The following is a 19623-nucleotide window of genomic DNA, read 5'->3' as shown; positions in this document are numbered from 1 at the left end:
TTCCGGTATTACGGAACCGCAACGAAAGGAAAGACTACGTGGCACGTATTGCTGGCGTAAACATCCCGACCCACAAGCGGGTCCCGATCGCCCTGACATACATCACCGGAATTGGTCACACTTCGGCCAAGGCCATCTGCGAAGCCGTCAACATCGACCCGACCCGTCGTGTGAATGAACTGTCGGACGCCGAAGTTCTGGCCATCCGCGAGCACATCGACGCAACCTATACCGTCGAAGGTGATCTGCGTCGTGAAGTTCAGATGAACATCAAGCGCCTAATGGATCTGGGGGCCTATCGTGGTCTTCGTCACCGTCGTAACCTGCCCGTTCGCGGTCAGCGCACCCACACCAACGCTCGCACCCGCAAAGGCCCCGCAAAGGCCATTGCCGGTAAGAAGAAATAAGGGAGGGTTTGACGAATGGCTCGTGATAAGACTCGCATGAAGCGTAAAGAGCGTAAGAACATCGCATCCGGTGTTGCTCACGTTAACTCTTCGTTCAACAACACCAAGATCCTGATCTCGGACGTGCAAGGCAACGCCATCTCGTGGTCGTCGGCTGGCACCATGGGCTTCAAAGGGTCGCGCAAGTCGACACCTTATGCCGCCCAGATGGCAGCAGAAGATGCTGGTAAAAAAGCGCAAGAGCACGGCGTGAAAACGCTGGAAGTCGAAGTGCAAGGCCCCGGTTCGGGTCGTGAATCGGCCCTGCGCGCGCTGGCGGCCATCGGGTTCAACATCACCTCGATCCGTGATGTGACCCCGATTGCCCACAACGGCTGCCGCCCGCCGAAACGCCGCCGCGTCTAAGCAGTATTATTTCGCCGGGCTGCGGTTGTCGCGGCCCGGTTTCCGTCATTTTAACCTCGGGCGTCCTGCCCTTTGGACATGGGGACAGGACTGGTATGGAGGGACGCATGATCCACAAAAATTGGGCCGAACTGATCAAGCCGACGCAGCTGGACGTCAAGCCGGGCAACGACCCCGCACGTCAGGCAACCGTCGTGGCCGAGCCGCTGGAACGCGGCTTTGGTCTGACCCTGGGCAACGCCCTGCGCCGCGTGCTGATGAGCAGCCTGCAAGGCGCGGCCATCACGTCGGTGCAGATCGACAACGTGCTGCACGAGTTCAGCTCGGTCGCGGGTGTGCGTGAAGACGTCACCGATATCGTCCTGAACCTGAAGGGCGTCGCGATCAATATGGAAGTCGAAGGCCCCAAGCGCCTGTCGATTTCGGCCAAAGGGCCGATGGTCGTGACCGCCGGTGACATCACCGAAACTGCCGGGATCGAGATTCTGAACAAGGATCACGTGATCTGCCACCTGGACGATGGCGCTGACCTGTTCATGGAACTGACCGTCAACACCGGCAAGGGCTATGTCGCGTCGGACAAGAACAAACCGGAAGATGCGCCGATCGGCCTGATCCCGGTTGATGCGATCTATTCGCCGGTCAAGAAAGTGTCGTATGACGTTCAGCCGACCCGTGAAGGTCAGGTGCTGGACTATGACAAGCTGACCTTGAAGCTGGAAACCGATGGCTCCGTCACGCCGGAAGATGCCGTGGCGTTTGCCGCGCGCATCGTGCAGGACCAACTGTCGATCTTCGTGAACTTCGACGAGCCGGAAGCGGCTGGTCGCCAGGACGAAGACGATGGGCTGGAGTTCAACCCGCTGCTTCTGAAGAAAGTGGACGAGCTGGAACTGTCCGTCCGTTCGGCAAACTGCCTGAAAAACGACAACATCGTCTATATCGGCGATCTGATCCAGAAGACCGAAGCAGAGATGCTGCGCACCCCGAACTTCGGCCGCAAGTCGCTGAACGAGATCAAGGAAGTGCTTTCGGGCATGGGTCTGCACCTTGGCATGGATGTCGAGGAATGGCCGCCTGAGAACATCGAAGAGCTGGCGAAGAAATTCGAAGACCAGTTCTAAGTATTCAGGGGCTGCTTCGGTGGCCCCTTAATGCCCGCCTGGTGCGGGGAACAGCTGGGCAATCCTGCCCCAAGGAGAGGGACCGACACGCATCGGTTCACAGACAAAGCACCGCTCACTCAAGAGCACCAAAGAAGGATTAAGAAAATGCGTCACGCTCGTGGTTACCGCCGCCTGAATCGCACCCATGAACACCGCAAGGCGATGTTCGCCAACATGGCTGGTTCGCTGATCGAACACGAACAGATCAAAACGACCCTACCGAAAGCCAAGGAACTGCGTCCGATCATCGAAAAGATGATCACGCTGGCCAAACGCGGTGACATTCACGCCCGTCGCCAGGCCGCTGCGCGTCTGAAGCAGGACCAGCATGTCGCCAAGCTGTTTGACGTGCTTGGCCCCCGTTTTGCCGAACGCAAGGGCGGTTACGTGCGCGTTCTGAAAGCCGGCTTCCGCTATGGTGATATGGCCCCCATGGCCATCATCGAATTTGTCGACCGCGACGCCGATGCCAAAGGCGCGGCCGATCGTGCCCGTCTGGAAGCAGAAGAAGCTGCTGACGCTGCCGACGAATAATGACCCTTCCCATTCCGGGAAAACAGAAACCCCGTGCATCATGCGCGGGGTTTTTCGTTGCGGGTCACCTCTTTTTTATAAGAAATATCCTCGAAGTTACAAAAAAACAGCCTAAACAATTCATGGTTGTTTGACTTCGGCGCAACTGTCTAAAAGGATAGGTGCGGGGATTGGGGATGAAAACCATGGTCGAAGATTTTGGCCTTGATCAAGGACTGGCCAAGTTGTCGGACCTGGCGCCGAAAGGATACGCGCTGGGGCTGCATATTCGCTATGCTTCGGCGCATATCATGATCCAGACGTACGACCCACGCTGGAGCCAGATTTACACCGAAAAGGGCTATATGCTGGCGGATCCGATGGTGTTCTGGGGGTTCGGTAACGAAGGCACCATCCGGTGGAGCGATCTGAACCTGCCCGACCCGCACGGGATTCTGTCACAGGCTGGCGGGTTCGGGCTGAAATACGGTGTGGCCGTGTCGCATGGGTCGACCGCATCGCGCACCATCGGCGGTTTTGCGCGGGAAGATCGCGAGTTTGCAGATGATGAGATTGCGGAAATCCATGCGCTGGTGGTTGAACTGCATGAGAAATCGACCCCGCCCGAGCAATTGACCTCGGCGCAGCGCATGGCCTTGCGGTTGATTGCCAAGGGCAGTCGTCACGCCGAAGCCGCGGCGCTTCTTGGTATTTCGGAAAGTGCGTTGAAGGCCCGGTTGCGCAGTGCGCGCGAGCGCCTGTTTGTGCGGACGACTGCCGAAGCGATTCAGCGCGCGCAGGAATATAACCTTCTGTAACCTGCCCAGACAGGCCGTTTTCGCCTTTCAACTGGCGGGCCGCAGTCCTAGATTTGGATCATGGCAGACCTGTTCGATCATGATCCTGCGTCCAAGTCATCTGATGGCGGGAAGGATGCGCCGCGCCCCTTGGCCGATCGGCTCAGGCCGCAGTCCCTGTCCGAGGTGATCGGGCAGGAGCAGGTGCTTGGCCCGGACGCACCGCTTGGCACGATGCTTGCAGCAGGCAGTCTGGGCTCGCTGATCTTCTGGGGGCCGCCGGGCGTCGGTAAAACCACCATCGCGCGCCTTTTGGCACGGGAAACCGACCTGCATTTCGTCCAGATCAGTGCGATCTTCACCGGCGTGCCCGAACTGCGCAAAGTGTTCGAGGCCGCGCGGCATCGGCGGTCGAACGGGCAGGGAACATTGTTGTTCGTGGACGAAATCCATCGCTTCAACAAGGCCCAGCAGGACGGGTTTTTGCCGCATATGGAAGACGGCACCATCCTTCTGGTCGGGGCGACCACTGAAAATCCGTCGTTTGAACTGAACGCCGCTGTGCTGTCGCGCTCGCAGGTGTTGGTCTTGACCCGCCTGTCACTCGCTGATCTGGAGCGGCTGGCCCAGAGGGCCGAGAAAGAACTGGGCCGCCCCTTGCCCCTGACCGGCGACGCCCGCGATGCGTTGCTGGAGATGGCAGATGGCGACGGGCGGGCGCTTCTGAACCTGATCGAACAGGTGTTTGCATGGAAGATTGAAGGCAAGCTGGATGTCGACGGTTTGTCCACCCGTCTGATGAAACGCGCCGCAATCTATGACAAGTCGGGTGACGAGCATTACAACCTGATCTCGGCCCTGCATAAATCAGTGCGCGGGTCGGACCCGGATGCCGCCCTGTATTGGCTGGCGCGGATGCTGACCGGTGGGGAAGACCCGCGGTATCTGGCCCGCCGCATCACACGTATGGCGGTCGAGGATATCGGGCTGGCCGATCCGCAGGCCCACCGCGTCTGTCTGGACGCGTGGGAAACATATGAACGGTTGGGCAGCCCGGAAGGCGAACTGGCACTGGCGCAGGCCGTGACCTATCTTGCGCTGGCGCCGAAATCCAACGCGGCCTATGTGGCCTATAAGGCAGCGATGTCGGCGGCGAAGAAAACCGGGTCGGAACCGCCGCCCAAACACATCCTGAACGCGCCGACGAGCCTAATGAAAGATCAGGGCTATGGCGACGGCTATGCCTATGACCACGACGCGCCCGACGGGTTCTCGGGGCAGAACTACTTCCCCGATGGGGTCAAGCGCGGTGTCTATTATGTACCGGTCGAACGTGGCTTTGAACGCGAGTTGAAAAAGCGGGTCGACTATTTCGCGCGCCTGCGCTCCAAGCGGGTCGAATAAGGTGACCTTTTCGATCCGCGGGCCGCAAAGACGATCCCGACGCTTGACAAGCGCCGCCTGTGGCCGCAGTCAGGCCGCATGATGACACCCCTTTTGCAAGTTGCCCTTGGGGGCGCGATCGGCGCCTCGGCCCGCTATCTGAGCGTGAACGCTTACATTCGCGCCTTTGGCACAGGTTTCCCGGCGGGCACGATGATCGTAAACGTGCTTGGCTCATTTCTTATCGGTATCGTTGTGGTATTTCTGGCGCGCAAGGAACTCACGCATATATCGCCGTTGCTTATGACCGGATTTCTGGGCGGGTTCACGACCTTCTCGGCCTATTCGCTGGAAGCGTATACGCTTTTTGAGCGCGGTCAGATGGGGTCTGCGGCACTCTATGCTGTCGGGACGGTCGTCCTGTCCATCCTGGCCCTGATTGCTGGGGTCATGCTGACCCGTATGGTGCTGGCATGAGCGGCGTTCAGGTCATTACCATTGGCCCGGACGAGGCCGAGCAACGGCTTGACCGCTGGGTCAAGCGCCATTTCCCGCATGTTGGGCAGGGCCGGATCGAGAAAGGCTGCCGCAAGGGCGAATTTCGGGTGAATGGCGCGAAGGTCAAAACCTCGACCCGGGTGGGGCCGGGGGACGAGGTGCGCGTGCCACCGCTTCCGGTGCCCGATCAGGGGCAGGATCGGCCAAAACCCCAGCCGCGCGTGTCGGATGCGGATGCGAAACTGATCAAGTCGTGTATCATCTATCAGGACGACCACATCATTGCCCTGAACAAGCCCCCGGGCCTGCCGACGCAGGGCGGATCGAAGCAGACGCGTCACGTTGACGGGCTGGCCGAGGCATTGAAGTTCGACCGCGATGAAAAGCCCCGGTTGGTGCATCGGCTGGACAAGGACACGTCGGGCGTGTTGCTTCTGGCGCGGACGCAGGCGGTGGCCTCGGCGTTGACGGCGGCGATCCGTCATAAGGAAATGCGCAAGATTTACTGGGCCGTGGTGGCCGGTGTGCCGACGCCCTATCTTGGGGAAATTCGTTTCGGTCTTGTCAAGGCGCAAGGCGGCGGCAAAGGGGCCGGCGAAAAGATGATCTGCGTACACCCGCGCGAGATGAACCAGACCCCCGGCGCGAAACGCGCCCACACACTTTATGCCACCTTGTATCGCGTGGCCTCGCGCGCAGCGTGGGTCGCGATGGAGCCGATTACCGGGCGCACCCATCAGTTGCGTGCCCATATGGCCGAAATCGGTCACCCGATTATCGGTGACGGCAAATATGGCGGGTCTGGTCAGGAAAACATGGGCGATGGCTGGGGTGCCATGATTGGCGGCGAGGTGTCGCGCAAGCTGCATCTGCATGCCCGTTCGATGACCTTCCTGCACCCGGTGACACGGAAGCCCGTGACCGTCACCGCGCCGCTGTCTGACCATATGGCCGATACGTTCAAGACCTTCGGCTGGACCGAGGATCTGGCCGCCGATGATCCGTTCGAGGCGTTGCAATGACGGGTCTGCGCCTTGCCGTTTTCGATGTTGATGGCACTCTGATCGACAGTCAGGATTTCATCGTCGAAGCGATGAACCGTGCCTTCGGGGCGATGGGCGTGTCGCTGCCGAGCCGCGACGAGGTTTTGTCGATCGTCGGATTGTCGCTGCACGACGCGATCCAGCGCCTGGTGCCCGCGTTGAGCGGGTCCGAGGTTGCCGAGGCATCGGAAAAATACAAGGATATGTTCATCAAACTGCGGGCCGAGAAGGGCGGCGAGGCGACGGCACCACTTTATCCCGGTGCACGCGCGGCACTTGAGCATCTGCACACCCGTGACGAAGTGTTGCTGGGGGTGGCCACCGGCAAGGCGCGGCGCGGACTGGACCACGCCTATGACGCGCATGATCTGCGCCATTTCTTTGTCACCAGCCAGACGGCGGACAATCATCCGTCGAAGCCGCACCCTTCGATGTTGCGGGCCGCTTTGGCGGAAACGGGTGCGGAGGCTGCGCAGGCGGTCATGATCGGCGACACGAGTTTTGATATGGAAATGGGGCGCGCGGCGGGCTTTCGTACCATCGGCGTGACCTGGGGGTATCACCCGCGCGACAGCTTGATTGCTGCGGGGGCAGATTTGCTGATCGACTCCTTTGCCGATGTGATCCCGGCGCTGGATGATTTATGGAGGACGGCATGAGCGGTTGGGTGGCAAAGCGGTTCTGGAAAGAGGCCAGGCCGGTGGCCTGCGATGGCGGATACACCGTCCAGCTTGACGGCCGTGCGATCAAGACCCCCGCCAAGACGCTGCTGCGGGTTCCGACCCTCGCGCTTGCCGAAGCGATTGCCGGGGAATGGGACGCACAGGCCGACACGATCGACCCCGCGACCATGCCTGTCACCCGCACGGCAAACTCTGCCCTGGACAAGGTCGCACACCAGTTCACCGAGGTTGCGGATATGCTGGCGGCGTATGGCGACAGCGATCTGTTATGCTATCGCGCGACACACCCGCAAGAACTGGTCGCACGGCAATCTGGGATGTGGGATCCGCTGTTGGACTGGGCCGCCGACGCGCTGGGCGCACGGTTGCGCCCGGTGTCGGGAATCATGCATCAACCGCAGGATGGTGCGGCGCTTGCCCTGCTGTCGGAACGGGTGCACGGGATGTCAGAATTCGAACTTGCCGGCTTTCACGATCTGGTGGCGATCAGCGGATCGCTGGTTCTGGCACTTGCCGTTACCGTCGAAAGGATATCCGTGGACGAAGCCTGGGCCTTGTCGCGCGTCGACGAGACCTGGCAGGAAGAGCAATGGGGCATTGACGAAGAAGCCTCGGAACTTGCAGAGAAAAAACGTATCGACATTGTGAACGCCGCCTGGTTCTTTCACGCAAGCCGCCGCGAAACATAATGCAACCAATGCGTTAGCCACGATAATATTCTTGCTTTCCCCTAGGTTAAGCATCGCAAATGGCGATGTTGCCCTTGACGATAACTGATCAATTCTTTCAAACTCTCACCCATGTTGAGAGGGGTCATTCCTTTCGCAAACATGGTTGTGGCCGATAGGGCTGCGAAATAGCCCGAAACTACGGGCAACTATCAGGAAGAGGTAAACATGAAAAAAACCGTTTTTCTTGGCGCACTGACTGTCGCCGGCATGGCTGCTGGCGCTTCGGCGGCTGCGACCCTTGATGACGTCAAGGCCCGCGGCAAGCTGAACTGCGGTGTGACCACCGGTCTTGTCGGCTTTGCCGCGCCGGACGCAAACGGCAAGTGGGAAGGTTTCGACGTCGACTTTTGCCGTGCTGTAGCCGCTGCTGTCTTGGGCGATGCCAACGCGGTCGAATTCGTTCCGACCACAGGCAAAACACGCTTCACCGCCCTTGCGTCGGGCGAAGTTGATATGCTGGCACGGAACACGACATGGACACTGTCGCGCGATGTCGATCTGAAGTTCGACTTCGTCGGCGTGAACTATTATGACGGTCAGGGTTTCCTTGTCTCGAAAGAGATGGGTGTAAGCTCGGCCAAGGATCTGGACGGCGCGACCGTCTGCATCCAGACCGGCACCACCACCGAGCTGAACCTGGCGGATTTCTTCCGCGCAAACAACATCAGCTATGAACCGGTGCCGATCGAAACCAACGCCGAAGGTCAACAGCAGTATCTTGCCGGTGCGTGCGATACCTATACAACCGACGCTTCGGGTCTGGCCGCAACGCGCGCCACGTTTGAGAACCCGCAGGATCACGTCGTTCTGCCGGAAATCATCTCGAAAGAGCCGCTGGGACCGCTGGTCCGTCACGGCGACAACGAGTGGGCTGACATCGTCCGCTGGACGCTGAATGCCCTGATTTCGGCAGAAGAGCTGGGTATCACGTCGACCAATATCGGCGAACTGTCGGCCGCACCTGGCGACAACCCGGAAATCAACCGGTTGCTGGGCACCGAGGGCAACCTGGGCGAAATGCTCGGCCTTGATGCCGACTGGGCCAAGCGCGCCATCATGGCGGGCGGAAACTATGGTGAAGTCTTCGCCAAGAATATTGGTGAAAGCACACCGATCGCTCTGGCCCGTGGCCTGAACGCTCAGTGGAAAGATGGCGGTCTGATCTATTCGCCACCGTTCCGGTAAACATATCTTTGGAAAGGGCGTGGTGCTGCCACGCCCTTTTCGTTTCTAACAGAACGCACCTTGGCACCGCGGCACGATCCGCAACTAACAAACAAAGCCAAGGGCAACGGGGACGTCATCAATGACAACTATAACCGACCCTCATCAGGGCCAGTTCCGGCTATCCATGCTGCTCTATGACAGCCGGTACCGCTCGCTGACCATTCAGATTGTCGCGTTGATCGGCTTTCTGATGCTTATCGGCTGGCTTCTGTCAAACACCGCGCAGAACCTCGCGGAGCTGGGAAAAGAACCCAGTTTCAGCTTTATGATGGAGCCTGCGGGGTACGACATCAACCAGCGCCTTCTTGACTACAACTCGCAAGATACCCACCTGCGCGCATCGTTCATGGGGCTTCTCAACACCCTGCTTGTTGCGGTCATGGGCTGTATCACTGCCACCGTGCTTGGCGTGATCATCGGCGTTTTGCGCCTGTCGCCTAACTGGATCATATCCCGCCTGTCTGCCGTTTATGTCGAAGGCTTCCGGAACGTTCCGGTCCTGTTGTGGATCGTGTTCACCATGGCGGTCCTGATCGAGACTCTTCCACAGCCAAGCGCCTTTCGAAAAGGCGAGGCCAGCATGTCCCTCTGGGACAGCGTGGCCGTCACCAACCGCGGGATCTATATTCCCGAACCGCTGTTTTCACGCAGCCTTGGGGATATTCACCTTCTTGGCAATTCCAGCCTTCGCTTTGATGTCAGCCTTGACCTGCTGGCGCTTCTGGCGGTGTTGATCGGGGGCATCCTGACTTCGGTGCTGATCAAACGCCGCGCCGACATTTTGCAAGAGGCCACAGGCGTGCGCCCGCGCACGTGGCATTGGCGCCTTGGGGTTGTTGTGGTGCCGGTTGTTCTGGTGCTTGCCATCCTCGGGTTCCATCTGGGTTATCCCGAACTGAAGGGTTTCAACTTCCGAAACGGCATTCACCTGCGGAATTCACTGATCGCCCTGTGGCTTGCCCTGTCGCTTTATACCGGGGCTTTCATCGCCGAAATCGTCCGTGCCGGCATCCTGGCCGTGTCAAAAGGCCAGACCGAAGCGGCAAGCGCCCTGGGTCTGCGCCCCAAACGCACGATGAGCCTTGTGATCCTGCCACAGGCATTGCGGGTCATCATTCCGCCGCTGATCTCGAATTATCTGAACCTGACCAAGAACAGCTCGCTGGCCATTGCCGTGGGCTACATGGACATCACGGGCACCTTGGGTGGCATCACCATGAACCAGACCGGGCGCGAGCTGGAAACGGTTCTGCTCTTGATGCTGGTGTACCTGACCATCTCGCTGACCATCTCGGCGGTGATGAACTGGTACAACGAATCCGTGAAGCTGAAGGAGCGCTGATATGTCCGATCTGTCCTATGTCCGCGCCGAAATGCTGCCTGAACGCGCACCACCTGCATCGCAGGTCGGGTTCGTCGGCTGGGCGCGTCAAAACCTGTTCAACGGGGTCGGAAACTCGATCCTGACAGTGCTGTCGCTGATTTTCATCTGGTATGTCGTATCGTTCCTGCTGTCCTGGGCATTCTCGCCCACCTGGAACAGCGCGTCACTCAGCGAATGCCGCGAGATCTTCGGCGCTGAAAGCGGCCACCACGCCGCGTGCTGGGGGGTCATCAACGACCGCTGGCAGCAGCTTCTGTTCGGCTTTTATCCCAATGGGTCGGAGGAAGGCACTTCGGACCTGCGCTGGCGCCCAATACTGGCCTTTCTGCTGCTTTTCGTGGCGGTGACACCGGTGCTGTTCAACATGATATCGCGCCGGATGAACTGGGTCTTGTTGTGTGCCGTTCTGGGTCTGACCAGCCTCTATCTTGGCGGTGCCTTGGGGATCGTTGTCGGCTTGGCCCTGATCGCTGCCGGAGCGGCAATCGGTTACAAAGCCCTCACAGCGGACAAAACAGCCCGCGCGGCCGAGATTGAAGCCGGGGCAAAACGCCTGCCAAACCCGCTGATCTTCTCGGCGATCTACCCGTTCATTGCCCCGTGGCTGTTGTGGGGCGGATCGCTGTGGTTGCCCATAGGGGCGGCGCTGGGATTCGTCATCGGCTACTTCGTCTTCCGCTTTCTGGCTCCGATCGCCGGAAGCCTTGTGGGAATGATCGTCGCGGTCCTTGTGGCGCTGGTTTGGTGGCTGCTTTTGACGGTCGGCTTTGCAGACCTCATGCAAAGCATCATCCCCATTGGTCTTGAACCCGTCGAAAGCCGCGATTTCGGGGGCTTCATGCTGTCGATCACCATCGGTGTCGTCGCCATCGCCTGTTCGCTGCCCATCGGCATCGTGCTGGCGCTGGGCCGCCAGTCGGACCTCTTGATCGTCAAGGCACTCTGCGTCGGCTTCATCGAGTTCATCCGCGGCGTACCGCTGATCACGCTTCTGTTCGTCGCCTCGACGCTTCTGAACATCTTCATGCCGCCGGGGACGAACTTTGACATCATCCTTCGGGTGCTGATCATGGTGACGCTGTTTGCCGCAGCCTATATGGCCGAGGTGATCCGGGGCGGTCTGGCCGCCTTGCCGCGAGGCCAGTATGAAGCGGCCGACGCGCTCGGGCTGGACTACTGGAAAGCCCAACGCCTGATCATCATGCCGCAAGCCCTGAAAATCTCGATTCCGGGCATCGTGTCGACCTTCATCGGCGTGTTCAAGGACACGGTGCTGGTGTCGATCATCGGGCTTCTGGACCCTCTGGGTCTTTCAAATGCCATCCGTGCAGACCAGGCGTGGAACGGTGTCGTGTGGGAGCTTTACGGCTTCATCGCGCTGTTGTTCTTCATCTTCTGTTTCTCGATGTCGCGCTATTCGATGTATCTCGAACGCCGGCTTCGCACGGACCACCGTTAAAGGAGAGACCTATGTCGTCTATTACTCTCGAAACCCACGCCGACCGCTCGAAAATGGAAGTGTCGGACGAGGTTGCCATCGAAATCCGGGGCATGAACAAATGGTACGGGGCCTTCCACGTGCTCCGCGACATCGACCTGACCGTCTATCAAGGCGAGCGGATCGTCATTGCGGGGCCGTCGGGCTCGGGCAAATCCACCCTGATCCGCTGCATCAACCGGCTTGAGGAGCACCAGGAAGGCCAGATCATCGTTGACGGAACCGAGCTGACCTCGGACCTGAAAAACGTCGACAAGGTGCGCTCCGAAGTGGGGATGGTGTTTCAGCACTTCAACCTCTTCCCGCACCTGACCATCCTGGAAAACTGCACGCTCGCCCCCATCTGGGTGCGCAAAACGCCCCGAAAAGAGGCGGAAGAGATTGCGATGCACTTCCTTGAAAAGGTCAAGATCCCCGAACAGGCCCACAAGTATCCGGGCATGTTGTCGGGTGGTCAGCAACAGCGTGTGGCCATCGCGCGTTCGCTGTGCATGCGTCCGCGCATCATGCTGTTTGACGAACCCACCTCGGCGCTTGATCCCGAGATGATCAAAGAGGTGCTGGAAACCATGGTGGAACTGGCCGAAGAAGGCATGACCATGCTCTGCGTGACCCACGAAATGGGCTTCGCGAAAGAGGTCGCCAACCGTGTGATCTTCATGGATGCCGGCCAGATCGTGGAACAGAACGAACCGGAAGAGTTCTTCAACAACCCTCAGAATGAACGCACCAAACTGTTCCTCAGCCAGATCCTTTGATCTGCCTGCACACCACGACCAAAACCCCGCACCGGCGCGTGCGGGGTTTTGCATTTCCCGCGTTTCTTCTGGCGAGAAATATCCCGGGGTGAGCGGCTATGCCGCGAGGGGCTGGCCCCTTTTTACTCTGCGCTCAGATCAGTTCGCGCGGCACGACGAAATCAATGACCTGTCCGGTGCCCCAATCCACATCTGCCCAGCGGTCAGCCTCGAACCTGATGACACTGGTTGCAGCGGTCGGGTAATGGTTGAACCTTGGGTGCGGATGGGGTTCTACCGCCAACCGCCGGGCCAGAAAGGCCGAACCGGGGTTGTGGGCGATTATCATCACAGTCTCGGTTTCAGACGCTTTCAACGCCCCGAGCATCGTGTCGGGGTTGGCTAGATACAGCGCACGCGAGTATGTAGCCTTCGGCGCCTTGACGAACTTGTCCGCGATCAACGCCCAGGTTTCGCGGGTGCGTTCTGCGTCCGAACACAGGACGGTGTCGGGTACATATCCACGCTCGGCCAACCAGCGCCCGATTGCCTTCGCCGAAGCGCGCCCGCGCTTGTTCAGCGGCCGGGCATGGTCATCCAGATCGGCATCCCCCCAGCTGGATTTGGCATGTCGGGTCAGGATCAGGGTCAGTGTCATCTTGGGTTAAACGCTTTCATGTGAAATGCAGACTGAGCGGCCAACCTGCCATAGTTTCGGCTGACGGGGCAAGCGCGACGCGCAGCACAACCCGACCCCATGCAACCGGCGCGGTCCGCACTGTTCAAATGGTCGATGCATTTTTCGGTGTGATAGCCAGCGTCGCTCAGCGCATCGACGGGGCAGGCGGTTTTGCAGGGGGCTTCGCACGTGTCGCAGGGGCAGTTCGGCGCGGGGGGCAGGGCCAGCCGCCCCGGCAGGCGCACAGCGCCACGAAAGCTGACCCACAGACCGGCGGTGTCATGAACCAGCAATGTCACCGGCGATCGCCACGCGCGACCTGACCGCAAGGCCCAATCGAAGAACGGAGGATAAGGCGGCCCGTCCGAGGGAAAGACCGGCTGTCCCCCCCAACGCGCGGCCAGGTCCGAGATCACGGATTTTGACCAGCGATCCATCGGGTCCGGCAAACCGTCGCCAAATTCTGCGCTATCGGTGAATCGTGCCCAGAACCCCGGTTCAAACGGCCCGAGAAGGATCACGGTATCCGACCCGTCATGCAAAGCGCCGAACACGTCCAACTGGCGTGCCCGTGCCTCTTGTGTCAGGTGCGCAAGGGTCATCTCCGTCGAAACGGCAGCATCAGGCTCCAGCCCAGTTTCGATGGATTGTCGTCTTGCCATTGCAGCCCGATCACCATGTCGTCATGCCCGTCGCGGGGTTGTGCCGTATAGGTTCTGAACATACGATCCCAGACCGACAAGCAGAAGCCATAGTTGCTGTCTGTTTCATCTCTGTGAATGGAATGGTGCACCCGGTGCATGTCGGGCGTGACCAACACAAGACGAAGCCATTTGTCCAATCCCAGTGGCAAACGCATATTGGCATGGTTGAACATGGCTGATCCGTTCAGGATCACTTCGAACAGGATCACCCCCAGCGCAGGTGCGCCCAGCAGATAGACCATGCCAATCTTGATGAACATCGAGGCTGCGATCTCGACCGGGTGAAACCTGAGCGCGGTGGTCACGTCGAAATCACGGTCAGCATGATGCACCCGGTGCAGGCGCCACAGGATGGGCACCTTGTGAAACATCACATGCTGCGCCCAGATCGCCAGATCAAGGATCAGGATAGCGGCGATCACCTCGACCCAGACGGGCAGGTCGACATTGTTGAACCAGCCCCATCCCTGCGCCTCGGCGTCCAGTGCGGCACCAACCGCCAGCAGCGGCATCACCAGCGCCATCAGACGCAGGGTCAGGCTGTCGATCACGATGATCGACAGGTTGGTGAACCAGCGCGTCTGGCGGGGCTGGGTGCGGGCGCGACGGGGCGCTTTGGCCTCGATGATTGCGAACAGGGCAAACAGGCCCAGAAAACTGCCCAGCCGAAGAAGAAGCTCGTATTCCATGCGGTGAATTTATGGTCTGTCCCGCCAAGCGCAAGACACATTCGCGCGACATGGCCCCACGCCACGGGTCCGCGTTCAGGCGCGGATCAACGATCCGGCACCGTGATCTGTGTAAAGTTCCAGCAAACAGGCATTGGGCGCGCGCCCGTCCAGAATGACCACGGCGCGCACGCCGCCCTCGATCGCTGCCAGAGCGGTCTCGGTTTTCGGGATCATCCCGCCCGCGATCACGCCCGAAGCGGTCATCTCGCGAATTTGCGTCGGGGTCAGCTGGGTCAAAACCGCGCCTTCGGCGTTTTTCACCCCTTCGACATCCGTCAGCAGAAGCAGGCGATCCGCCTTCAGGCCAGCGGCGATCGCGCCCGCCATTGTGTCGCCGTTGATATTATAGGTCTCGCCGTTACGGCCCACACCCAAGGGGGCGATCACCGGGATGGTTTCCGTCGCCGCCAGGTCATGAAGAATGGACACGTCGACCTCGGCAGGGGTTCCGACGAACCCGAGGTCTGGGTTGGTCTGGTCGCATGTGACCAGGCGGGCGTCTTTGCCGGACAGACCAACGGCCTTGCCGCCCTCGGCGTTGATGGCCTGGACGATCCGCTTGTTGACGGCACCGGACAAGACCATTTCAACCACTTCGACCGTGGCTGCATCCGTCACGCGCTTGCCGTTCACGAACTCGCTTTTGATCTGCAGACGATCCAGCATCCTGTTGATCATCGGCCCGCCACCATGCACCACCACGGGCTTCACACCCACCTGTCGCATCAGCACGATGTCGCGGGCGAAACTGGCCATCTCTTCGTCGTCGCCCATGGCATTTCCGCCGAACTTGATGACGACGGTTGCGCCGGTATAGCGCTGCAAATAGGGCAGAGCCTGAGACAGAGTGCGGGCGGTGGCGATCCAATCGCGGTTCATGTTCTGGGTCTTCATTCCTAGTTCCTCGTGCCCCACCGTGTTAGAGTGTTGCCCATCCCATGCCAAGGCCCATTGCACGCTGCCCGTGGGCTGATAGGGTTGCGGCGAAACCAACCAACGGGATACCCACCATGGCCGAGCGACAAAAAACCCTTTTGCTGACCGGGGCCAGCCGGGGCATCGGCCACGCCACTGTGCGCCGGTTCAACCGCGAAGGTTGGCGGGTCATCACCTGTTCACGCCATGCCATCCCCGAAGAATGCCCCTGGGGCGGAACCGGCAAGGATCATGTGCAACTGGACCTGTCCGACCCTGCCGATACGATCAACGCGGTTGGGGTCATTCAGGAAAAGCTGGATGGAAAGCTGGATGCGCTGGTCAACAATGCGGGCGTGTCCCCCAAGGGGCCAAACGGATCGCGGCTGAACACGTTGAACACCGACCTGATGGATTGGGGCAAAGTCTTCCATGTAAACTTCTTCGCCTCGGTCGTGTTGGCCCGGGGCCTGAAAGACGAACTGGCCGCGGCGAAAGGGGCGGTCGTCAATGTCACCTCGATCGCGGGGTCGCGGGTGCACCCTTTTGCCGGCGCGGCCTATGCCACATCCAAAGCGGCGCTGGCGGCCCTGACCCGCGAGATGGCGCATGATTTCGGCCCCATGGGCGTGCGGGTGAACGCGATTGCGCCCGGTGAGGTCGAAACCTCGATCCTGTCACCCGGCACCGACAAGATTGTGCGCAAACTGCCGCTGCAGCGCCTTGGCCAACCGGAAGAGGTTGCCGCCGCGATCTATTTCCTGTGCTCGCCGGAAAGCTCGTATATATCGGGCGCCGAGATTGAGGTGAACGGCGCGCAACACGTCTGACCGTCGGATCAGTCCAGCGTTGCGATAATGGCCCGCAAGGTTTCGATCCCGTCGCCTTTGTCAGACGAGGTCAGCACAAGTTCGGGAAAGGCTGCCGGGTGCTTCGACAAGGCCTTGCGCACCTGCGCCAGCACCTTCTCGCGGTCTTTCTCTTTCACCTTGTCGGCCTTTGTCAGCACCGCCTGGAAGGTCACGGCGGACTTGTCCAGCAGGGTCATGATGTCTTCGTCCACGGTTTTAACACCATGACGCGCGTCGATCAGAACGAAGGCGCGGCGCAGGTTCTGGCGACCTGAAAGATAGGACTTCAGAAGCCGCTGCCATTTCTCGACCACCTTCACGGGGGCGTTGGCATAGCCATAGCCCGGAAGGTCCACAAGATAGGGTCCGTTGGTGGTGGTGAAAAAGTTGATCTCTTGCGTGCGGCCTGGGGTGTTGGACGCACGCGCCAACCCTTTTCGCCCGGTCAAGGCATTGATAAGGCTGGATTTACCTACATTTGACCGGCCAGCAAAGCAAACCTCGACCCGGTCGGGCGCGGGCAACCCGTCCATCGCCACGACGCCTTTCAGAAAGTCGGTTTCCGCGGCAAACAGCAGGCGCCCGGCCTCGCGTTCCTGCGGATCAGGGTCTTCTGCAAGGGGGAAGGGAAGTTGGTTCATTTGATAACCTCAACCGGGCTGTCGATGTGAATGGCACCCGGCTTGGTCACGTAGCCGTAAACGCCAAATTCTTGATGGCCCCAACCTTGTTCGAGCGCGCCCAGTGTATCGGCATCACGCTCCCCGGTGTTCGGATTGGCGGTGGTGGCAAGACAGCGGGTGATTTCCTCGCGGATGTCCATTTCAATCTCGCCCACGCGGATGCGCTTGCCGATCCAGCCTTTCTCGTCCCATGCGCTCAACCCGGCAAGACACAGGTTCCCGCGCCAACGCAACGGCGACAATGCCTGCCCAATCTGGGCCTCAACGGCGGCGTGCGAGGCCAGGTTGATCAACGAGACTGAAGGAAAACCGGTATCCGTCATCCCCCGGTCGGCCTTGACGATACGTGCGGGTGCGGCGCGATTTGTCGGACAAAGCGGTGTGATCCACTCGATAAAGCGCGGGTGGTCTTCCAAGCGGTCGGGGTTGAAAGTGATGCCAGGTTTGGCCGGGTGGGTCAGCGTGATCGTGTTGCTTGCACGGTCAAACTGTGCGTCAAGCGCCATCAGCAACGGTGCTTTTGCCCCGCGCGAGAAATTTGAACAGGATGCCCATTGATCGGGGTCTTCGATCCGTGCGGCATCATGGGCGACAGCCCAGTGACGATCAAAGGGCAGGCATTCGCCTGCCCTCAGGGTTACGTTCAACAGCGCCTCACGCCCGTGCGACTTGATCGGATGTCGCCAGATTTCGGCGACATACGCCATCAGCCCGCATCCTTCGACTTGCGCTTGAAGGTTTTCAGCACGTTACCCAGCACATCGGGTTTGTGACCGTGACTGCGCATAATCGTGTATTGCTGCACGAAGGTGATCGTGTTGTTCGCAATCCAGTAGATCACCAAACCCGAGGCAAACTGGCCCAGCATGAACATGAACACCCATGGCATCCATGCAAAGATCATCGCCTGCGTCGGATCGGTGGGCGCCGGGTTCAGCTTCTGTTGCAGCCACATCGAGATACCAAGGATGATCGGCAACACACCCAGTGACACGATGGCCAACAGGCTGTCGGGGCTGGGCGCGGCATAGGGCAACAGACCGAACAGGTTCAGGATCGAGCTTGGATCGGGCGCCGACAAATCCTTGATCCAACCGATCCAGGGCGCGTGCCGCAACTCCAGCGTGACAAAAATCACTTTGTAGAGCGAGAAGAAGATCGGGATTTGCAGCAGGATCGGCAGACAGCCCGAGGCCGGATTGACCTTTTCCTTCTTGTAAAGCTCCATCATTTCCTGCTGAAGCTTAGCACGGTCGTCACCGGCACGATCCTTCAGTTTTTCCATCTCGGGCTGAAGTTCTTTCATCTTCGCCATCGAGACATAGGATTTGTACGCCAGCGGGAACAGGATCGCCTTGATCACGAGGGTCAGGCCGATGATGGCCCAGCCCATATTGCCGATCACGGCGTTCAACCAATGCAGCACCGCGAAAATAGGTTTGGTCAGGAAGAAGAACCAGCCCCAGTCGATCGAGTCGATGAAGCGATGGATGCCATCCTCGTTCTGATAGGCGCGAATGGTCTCCCATTCCTTGGCACCGGCAAATAGCCGGGTTTCGACGCTGGCTGTCGCACCGGGGACAACATCCTGTGTCGGCATCCTGATCTGGGTCTGATAGATGTCCGATTTCTCGGCATAGCGCACCACCGATGTAAACCCCTGGCCGGGTTCGGGGATCAGCGTGGTCATCCAGTAATGGTCGGTAAACCCGATCCAGCCGTTTTCCTCGACCTGTGCCACATCGGCTTTTGCGCCTTCGCGCTCGTCGAAGGACAGGTCGGCGACGTCGGAATAGTCGGTTTCCTCAAGCTCTTTGTCGACCTGGCGTATGACGCCTTCGTGCAGGATGAAGAACCCCTTGAGGTTCGAGGGTTCGCCATGACGCGCAAGCACGCCATAAGGGGCCATGCGGTGGGGGGTGGAGCTTGTATTTTCGACAGACTGGTTGATGGTGAACATGAAGTTCTCGTCAACCGATATGGTGCGGCGGAAGATCAGGCCTTTGCCATTGTCCCAGCGCAGGGTCACCGGGGTTTCGGGGGTCAGCGTGTTGCCGGTTTCAACCGACCAGACCGTCGTCGGACCCGGCACGTCTTCCAAAGCGGTCTGTCCGCCGGGCGTCCAGCCATAAAGCGCATAGTAGGCTTCCGCCTCGCCGGTGGGGCGCAGCAGTTTGACGATATCGCTCTCTTTCGACAGTTCGACGTGGTAATCCTTCAGCTTCAGATCATCCAGTCGCCCACCCAGAAGCGAAATCGACCCGGACAGTTCCGGCGTGTCAATCTCGACACGACCGACATTGGCCTGTTCGGCGGAAACATCAGCGGTGGTCGCCGCCGGGGCCGATGCGCCGTCGCTGTCGGGCAATGTCGGGACGACCTGACCTTCGGCGGATGTTTGTTCGGTCGGTGCGGGGCTTTCGATGGGATCCGCCGGTGGAAACATGATCATCCATCCAGTGATGACGAGAAAACTCAGCACTGTTGCGAGGATCAGGTTCTTGTTCTGGTCGTCCATCGGGGCCTACCACTCATCAATTTCGGTCAGAGTGGTTCAACAGGGCAGGGCGCAAAAGGTCAAGCAGTTT

General features: G+C 59.7%; 22 protein-coding genes. 15 read left to right on the top strand and 7 right to left on the bottom strand.

What is annotated here, in order from left to right; translation table 11 throughout:
* Window positions 1-38 precede the first annotated feature (38 nt).
* From rpsM to IE188_RS11360, 14 genes are all read left to right on the top strand, one after another.
* Window positions 39-407 (top strand): 30S ribosomal protein S13, encoded by a 369-nt coding sequence (gene rpsM / locus IE188_RS11425; RefSeq protein ID WP_191286613.1) that lies wholly within the window; start codon window positions 39-41, stop codon window positions 405-407.
* A gap of 15 nt (window positions 408-422) precedes the next feature.
* Complete coding sequence (gene rpsK, locus IE188_RS11420) at window positions 423-812, top strand: 30S ribosomal protein S11 (RefSeq protein ID WP_133484925.1); 390 nt, start codon at window positions 423-425, stop codon at window positions 810-812.
* 107 nt (window positions 813-919) lie between these two features.
* Window positions 920-1936: a DNA-directed RNA polymerase subunit alpha gene (locus tag IE188_RS11415; RefSeq protein WP_191286612.1), complete on the top strand. Its 1017-nt coding sequence runs from the start codon at window positions 920-922 to the stop codon at window positions 1934-1936.
* Window positions 1937-2083: 147 nt separating this feature from the next.
* Complete coding sequence (gene rplQ, locus IE188_RS11410; RefSeq protein ID WP_191286611.1) at window positions 2084-2512, top strand: 50S ribosomal protein L17; 429 nt, start codon at window positions 2084-2086, stop codon at window positions 2510-2512.
* 185 nt (window positions 2513-2697) lie between these two features.
* A complete protein-coding gene (locus tag IE188_RS11405) occupies window positions 2698-3309 on the top strand; it encodes a helix-turn-helix transcriptional regulator (RefSeq protein WP_191286674.1) in 612 nt (203 codons plus the stop codon).
* 60 nt (window positions 3310-3369) lie between these two features.
* Window positions 3370-4692 carry a replication-associated recombination protein A gene (locus tag IE188_RS11400; protein ID WP_191286610.1) on the top strand — a complete coding sequence of 441 codons (1323 nt, stop codon included), beginning with the start codon at window positions 3370-3372 and terminating at the stop codon, window positions 4690-4692.
* A 78-nt stretch (window positions 4693-4770) separates the two neighbouring features.
* On the top strand, window positions 4771-5148 hold the full coding sequence (gene crcB, locus IE188_RS11395; RefSeq protein WP_191286609.1) for a fluoride efflux transporter CrcB: 378 nt from the start codon (window positions 4771-4773) through the stop codon (window positions 5146-5148).
* A complete protein-coding gene (locus IE188_RS11390; RefSeq protein WP_191286608.1) occupies window positions 5145-6191 on the top strand; it encodes an RluA family pseudouridine synthase in 1047 nt (348 codons plus the stop codon). The genes crcB and IE188_RS11390 overlap by 4 nt, the downstream gene beginning before the upstream one ends.
* On the top strand, window positions 6188-6871 hold the full coding sequence (locus IE188_RS11385; protein ID WP_191286607.1) for an HAD-IA family hydrolase: 684 nt from the start codon (window positions 6188-6190) through the stop codon (window positions 6869-6871). Before IE188_RS11390 ends, IE188_RS11385 begins: the two co-directional genes overlap by 4 nt.
* Window positions 6868-7584: an ATP12 family chaperone protein gene (locus IE188_RS11380; RefSeq protein WP_191286606.1), complete on the top strand. Its 717-nt coding sequence runs from the start codon at window positions 6868-6870 to the stop codon at window positions 7582-7584. Before IE188_RS11385 ends, IE188_RS11380 begins: the two co-directional genes overlap by 4 nt.
* A 207-nt stretch (window positions 7585-7791) precedes the next feature.
* Window positions 7792-8811, top strand: coding sequence for an amino acid ABC transporter substrate-binding protein (locus tag IE188_RS11375; RefSeq protein ID WP_191286605.1), 1020 nt, complete (start codon window positions 7792-7794; stop codon window positions 8809-8811).
* 121 nt (window positions 8812-8932) lie between these two features.
* Window positions 8933-10195: an amino acid ABC transporter permease gene (locus IE188_RS11370; protein WP_191286604.1), complete on the top strand. Its 1263-nt coding sequence runs from the start codon at window positions 8933-8935 to the stop codon at window positions 10193-10195.
* A 1-nt stretch (window position 10196) separates the two neighbouring features.
* Window positions 10197-11696 (top strand): amino acid ABC transporter permease, encoded by a 1500-nt coding sequence (locus IE188_RS11365; RefSeq protein WP_191286603.1) that lies wholly within the window; start codon window positions 10197-10199, stop codon window positions 11694-11696.
* 11 nt (window positions 11697-11707) lie between these two features.
* Window positions 11708-12493, top strand: a complete 786-nt coding sequence (locus tag IE188_RS11360) for an amino acid ABC transporter ATP-binding protein (RefSeq protein ID WP_191286602.1) — start codon at window positions 11708-11710, stop codon at window positions 12491-12493.
* Between the two features lie 133 nt (window positions 12494-12626).
* Here the strand turns inward: IE188_RS11360 and IE188_RS11355 are convergent, their stop codons facing one another.
* The 4 genes from IE188_RS11355 to argB all read right to left on the bottom strand — a co-directional run bounded on the left by IE188_RS11355 (window position 12627) and on the right by argB (window position 15480).
* Entirely contained in the window at window positions 12627-13130 is a 504-nt protein-coding gene (locus IE188_RS11355; protein WP_191286601.1) for a SixA phosphatase family protein, read from the bottom strand.
* Complete coding sequence (locus IE188_RS11350) at window positions 13127-13753, bottom strand: ferredoxin (RefSeq protein ID WP_191286600.1); 627 nt, start codon at window positions 13751-13753, stop codon at window positions 13127-13129. Before IE188_RS11350 ends, IE188_RS11355 begins: the two co-directional genes overlap by 4 nt.
* Complete coding sequence (locus tag IE188_RS11345; RefSeq protein ID WP_191286599.1) at window positions 13750-14544, bottom strand: sterol desaturase family protein; 795 nt, start codon at window positions 14542-14544, stop codon at window positions 13750-13752. The genes IE188_RS11350 and IE188_RS11345 overlap by 4 nt, the downstream gene beginning before the upstream one ends.
* A gap of 75 nt (window positions 14545-14619) precedes the next feature.
* Complete coding sequence (argB, locus tag IE188_RS11340) at window positions 14620-15480, bottom strand: acetylglutamate kinase (protein WP_191286598.1); 861 nt, start codon at window positions 15478-15480, stop codon at window positions 14620-14622.
* Between the two features lie 116 nt (window positions 15481-15596).
* Here argB and IE188_RS11335 point away from each other — a divergent pair, with 116 nt between their 5' ends.
* Window positions 15597-16331 carry an SDR family NAD(P)-dependent oxidoreductase gene (locus tag IE188_RS11335; RefSeq protein WP_191286597.1) on the top strand — a complete coding sequence of 245 codons (735 nt, stop codon included), beginning with the start codon at window positions 15597-15599 and terminating at the stop codon, window positions 16329-16331.
* Window positions 16332-16339: 8 nt separating this feature from the next.
* Here IE188_RS11335 and yihA read toward each other — a convergent pair whose 3' ends face one another.
* Genes yihA through yidC form a run of 3 tightly spaced genes read right to left on the bottom strand, consistent with a single transcriptional unit; the run spans window position 16340 to window position 19553 of the window.
* Entirely contained in the window at window positions 16340-16993 is a 654-nt protein-coding gene (gene yihA, locus IE188_RS11330; protein ID WP_191286596.1) for a ribosome biogenesis GTP-binding protein YihA/YsxC, read from the bottom strand.
* Entirely contained in the window at window positions 16990-17742 is a 753-nt protein-coding gene (locus tag IE188_RS11325) for an MOSC domain-containing protein (RefSeq protein ID WP_191286595.1), read from the bottom strand. Before IE188_RS11325 ends, yihA begins: the two co-directional genes overlap by 4 nt.
* Window positions 17742-19553, bottom strand: a complete 1812-nt coding sequence (yidC, locus tag IE188_RS11320) for a membrane protein insertase YidC (protein ID WP_191286594.1) — start codon at window positions 19551-19553, stop codon at window positions 17742-17744. Before yidC ends, IE188_RS11325 begins: the two co-directional genes overlap by 1 nt.
* Window positions 19554-19623: the final 70 nt, after the last annotated feature.

It is taken from the genome of Aliiroseovarius zhejiangensis (assembly GCF_014656375.1).
In the GTDB taxonomy this organism is placed as follows: domain Bacteria; phylum Pseudomonadota; class Alphaproteobacteria; order Rhodobacterales; family Rhodobacteraceae; genus Aliiroseovarius; species Aliiroseovarius zhejiangensis.
Note: the sequence above shows the minus strand (reverse complement) of the source record. Positions and strands in the feature narration are given on the sequence as shown.